Source organism: Okeania sp. SIO2F4 (assembly GCF_010672385.1).
Classification (GTDB): domain Bacteria; phylum Cyanobacteriota; class Cyanobacteriia; order Cyanobacteriales; family Microcoleaceae; genus Trichodesmium.
The window spans coordinates 1-4,392 of record NZ_JAAHGT010000829.1; the positions used below are offsets into that span (position 1 = coordinate 1).

Genomic DNA, 4,392 nt, shown 5'->3' on the forward strand with positions numbered 1-4,392 from the left:
TACCTAAAGTTAAATTAAAATAGTATACTGTGTGCTTTTAAGTAAACTGAAAACTTTATGAATGAAATAGCAGACAAGTTAGTGAAACAAGGAATTTATCAATATCAAAATAATCAATTTGAATCAGCTTTGGAGTATTGGCAACAAGCACTAACTATCTATCAAAAAATTTCTAACCGTCGTAAACAAGGTGCAGCTTTAGGAAATATTGGAGTGGCTTATGAAGCACTATCAAATTATCAGTTAGCTATAGAATCTTATCAGCAACACTTAAATATTGCCAGAGAAATTCAAGACAGAGAAGGAGAAGCAAAAGCATTAGGAAATTTAGGGAATGCTTATTATTCTCTAGAAAATTATCAACAAGCAATTAAATATCAACAACAACATTTAGCGATCGCTGAAGAAACCCTAGACGAATTTGCCATCCAAGAAGCCTGCTCAAGTTTAGGAATAGCTTATCATGCCTTGGAAGAATTCTCCCTGGCTAAACAATATTATCAACGACAATTAGCTATTGCGAAAAAAATAGATAATTATATTAGCCAAGGAAATGCTTTATTTAATCTGAGATTAGTATACGAATCAATGGAGGATAGAAGAAAAGTAGAAGAATTGAAACAGCAGCAGATAGCGATCGCCAAAGAATTATTATCAAAACAATTTGGCAATAACTTTACAGAAATTGCTCAAACTGTGGCTCTAAATTTTACGGAAGATTTTGCAGGTAGTGATTTAAGTGGTATAGACCTCCAATATACTAATTTTGTTGGGGCAAACTTACAAAAGACTAATTTTAGTAATGCTAACTTAACCCTGGCTGACCTGAGTGGGGCTAATCTTAGTGGTGCTAACTTAAGTCAAGCTAATCTCTGTAATACTAATCTGCGAGATGCTAAACTTTTAGGGGCTAATCTTGCAGGTGCAGATTTACGGACAAAATTACCTCGTGCGGATCTGAGTAACGCTAATCTCTGTGGTGCTGACTTGAGTAGTGCTTATCTGCCTAATGCTAAATTGGTTAATGTTGATTTAAGTAATGCTTCTTTGGAAAATGCAGACCTGAGTAGAGTTAATTTAAGTGGGGCTAATTTACGAGGCGCTAATTTAAAACAAGCAGATTTAAAAGAGGCAATTTTGGAGAAGGCTATATTTGCGGAAAATCAGGGTATTTCTGAAAATAAGAGACAGGAGTTGGTGGCGAGAGGTGCATTTTTTGAGGTTTGAGAGTAGCAAAGTTAACGAAGTCATAACTCAGAAGTTAGAAGTTAGAAGTCAGAAGTTGTTTTTGTCACTGGGATACGTGAGCAACCCTTTAAAAACATTTCGTCTTCAAAGGGGGGAGGTGGCGAGAATCAATGATTTTTATAAGCATTGCTGATTTTAGGTATGACACTAAAACAAAGGAAGAGGGAAGAAAAAACAGAAAAATTGTAAATTTTATTGCTCAATCATATTCAGAAGTTTATATAAGGAAGGAAATAGGGATCTTCAAAATTCCTTATTTGTAGTAAAAATTTATTACCCCTGGTATGAATTTTCAATTGAGAAAAACTTAATTCTAACTCCTGACTCCTGACTCCTGAGTCTTGACTCCTGACTCCTAAGATTCAAGAACACCGAAAAATAAGTTAAAACTAATTTTCTGGGAGAGAAAACTGGTATAACAGTTAAAAATATAGCTGATGAAATTTTTGACTCTATGACTGGTATTGAAGGATTATGGCCTCATAATATTAGCCCCAACCGACTAGCTGTGTTGGAAATAAAATTGGTGCTTTGGTTGCGATCGCAGAATTTTAGCTCTGAGTTAACTTCTGAGTCATTACAATATAAATCTCCAGAGGAGTTGCAAGGTTTAATGTTATCTGCAACTGCTGCTGGATGTGATTTTTCAGAGTTTAGAATAATGAGCAAAAATGTGGTTGAGGCAAATACAGAAGATTTATTGGAGTTAGCGAATATTGCTGGTCTAAATCCTGCTGAAGATTTTGCTGGTGCTAAATTATTAGGGGTTAGTTTATGTGGTGTTGATTTGAGTGGAGCAAATTTACATGGTGCTTACCTACGGGGTTCAGATTTAAGTGATGCAGATTTAAGTGAAGCTAATCTTAGTAAAGTAAATTTGGGTGGTGCAGATTTGAGTGGTGCGTTGTTAAGTAATGCCAATCTAACTGATGCAAACTTGCACCTTGTTAGTTTAGCTTTGGCTAATTTAAGTGGTGCTAATTTAAGTAATGCGAATTTAAGTAATGCGAATTTAAGTAATGCAAATTTAAGTGATGCGAATTTAAGTGGTGCTAATTTGAGTGATGCTGATTTAACTCAAGCTGGATTAGCATTAACAAATTTAACAGGAGCTAATTTTCAGAATACAAAAGTAGAGAATGCTAGGTTATGGCATGATGCTGGTTTATCTGAGGAAATGAAGCAAGATTTAATTAGCCGTGGGGCAGTTTTTGAGGATACTTAGTCAGAGACAAATTAATTAATTACCAATTTATTTACTTTATTTTCCTGTTGATATTTTTCTATTCATACTCTCGGTAATTTGAGAAAAGACAGAGTAAATATAAGTTAGTAAATAGTCAAAAATCAAGTTAGGTGCGCCAGAGAACAAGTCAAAATTTATTGTTTTCATTTCTTTTAATTGGAATTTTACTTGCCTATTTCTTCAGATTTTATCTAAATTCCTGTTTTATAATAATTATTGGCGATGATTATATTAGTAGAAGCGTAATTATTCTGAATTATACAGGACTAAATTAATTTTAATGATTGGCTTAAAATAACATCTTAAAATTTCAAACATTAAAGATATAAGTATATATGGCTAACCAAAAATCACTTGAGAAACTACAGAAACTAATTCAAGGTACAAAAAATCAAGCAATAAATGATGCTGATGAAACCACCAGTCAAAAATTAACTAACAATTTTGCTGGTGTAAATCTTGAGTATGCTGACCTAAGTCTGAGCGATCTAGATGATATTAATTTGAGTGACGCTATTCTAAGGAGTGCTTATTTACTGTGCGCTAATCTGAAAAGAACTAACTTTAGTAATAGCGATTTGAGTCATGCTAATGTAAGTGGGGCAATAATGTGGTTTGCTAACTTTAGCAAGGTAAATTTTAAAGGTGCAGACCTCAGAGGCGCCAGTTTTAGGGGTGCTAACCTAGAGGGTGCTAACCTAGAAGGTGCTAATCTATGGCGTAGTGAGATTACACATTCAAAGTTAATTGAAATTAATCTAACTAATGCTAATTTAACTCGTGCTAATCTGAGAAATAGTAATCTCACAAATGCCAACTTGAGTTATGCGAAACTTAATGATGCTAACCTCAACGAAGCTAATCTTATAGGTGCTAATTTTAGTCAAGCCAATTTGACAGATGTTAGTCTTAAAGATGCTAATCTCAAAGACGCTAATTTATCTAATGTTAACCTTATTAGAGGTCAATTAAACCGAGCTAATCTTGAAGGTGCTAATCTTGAAGGTACTAATCTTTATTGTACTAATTTTAGTGATGCTAATCTTCATAACACAAAGTTGAGGGGTACTAACTTAAATCATGTTAATTTAAGAGGGGTAAAAATTAATCATGGAACAGAATTAGATGAAAAGTGGTATCTTGTTTGGGATATTGTTAATCATGCTGCTTATGGGAGAAATTTAAGTGGGGTTAATCTGGAAAATGCCGATCTTAAGGGTGCGAATATAGGTACTGCTAATTTAACGAATGCTAATCTAGAATATGCTAACCTCAGATATGCTAATCTCAGCAATGCTAATCTCACTAATATTAAATTAACTAATGCTAATCTAGCAGATATTAATTTGATTAAAGCAAATTTATATAATGCGAATATGCAAGGGGCTAACCTGAACAATACTTTATTATTTAATTCTATTATGACAGGTGCCTTATTGAATCAAGCTAAACTGATAAAAACCCAATTGTGTGATGCGGAATTATCAAATGCCAAATTAATGATGGCAAATCTGATGAATGCTAACTTGAAAAATGCGAGGTTATTGGGGGCTGATTTAAGAAAAATAAACCTAGAAGGTGCAGAGTTAGATGGTGCGGTATTTGGTAATAATCTGGGAATTTCTGAGGAAATGAAGCATGAATTAATTAAACGTGGGGCTGTTTTTCAGGATGAATGTTAAGGTATAATATTATTTTCGGTTGAATACTTATAAATAACTGGTTACAGGGAATAAAGAATAGGTGCTCTTGCAATAGAGAGAAGAGTAGGGATTCTAATCATTGTTAGTCTCAATTAAGTTGATTTTAATTTTATTTATAACTGAATATCCGAACAAAATATAATTTAAAAACATAGACTAATTATCACTAACTAATTACCAATATTTAGAGACTTT

General features: G+C 33.3%; 3 protein-coding genes. All 3 read left to right on the plus strand.

Annotation, left to right across the window (positions count from 1 at the left end; translation table 11 throughout):
• The first annotated feature begins 57 nt into the window (after window positions 1-57).
• Window positions 58-1,227, plus strand: coding sequence for a pentapeptide repeat-containing protein (locus F6K22_RS33420; protein ID WP_293108272.1), 1,170 nt, complete (start codon window positions 58-60; stop codon window positions 1,225-1,227).
• 475 nt (window positions 1,228-1,702) lie between these two features.
• Window positions 1,703-2,473 (plus strand): pentapeptide repeat-containing protein, encoded by a 771-nt coding sequence (locus tag F6K22_RS33425; protein ID WP_293108275.1) that lies wholly within the window; start codon window positions 1,703-1,705, stop codon window positions 2,471-2,473.
• Window positions 2,474-2,829: 356 nt separating this feature from the next.
• Entirely contained in the window at window positions 2,830-4,176 is a 1,347-nt protein-coding gene (locus tag F6K22_RS33430; RefSeq protein WP_293108278.1) for a pentapeptide repeat-containing protein, read from the plus strand.
• Window positions 4,177-4,392 lie beyond the last annotated feature (216 nt).

What these genes read in the sequence shown, in the direction of transcription:
- F6K22_RS33420 (WP_293108272.1), top strand. Translation starts at nt 58, where the DNA reads ATGAATGAAATAGCAGACAAGTTAGTGAAACAAGGAATTTATCAATAT.
- F6K22_RS33425 (WP_293108275.1), top strand. Translation starts at nt 1,703, where the DNA reads ATGACTGGTATTGAAGGATTATGGCCTCATAATATTAGCCCCAACCGA.
- F6K22_RS33430 (WP_293108278.1), top strand. Translation starts at nt 2,830, where the DNA reads ATGGCTAACCAAAAATCACTTGAGAAACTACAGAAACTAATTCAAGGT.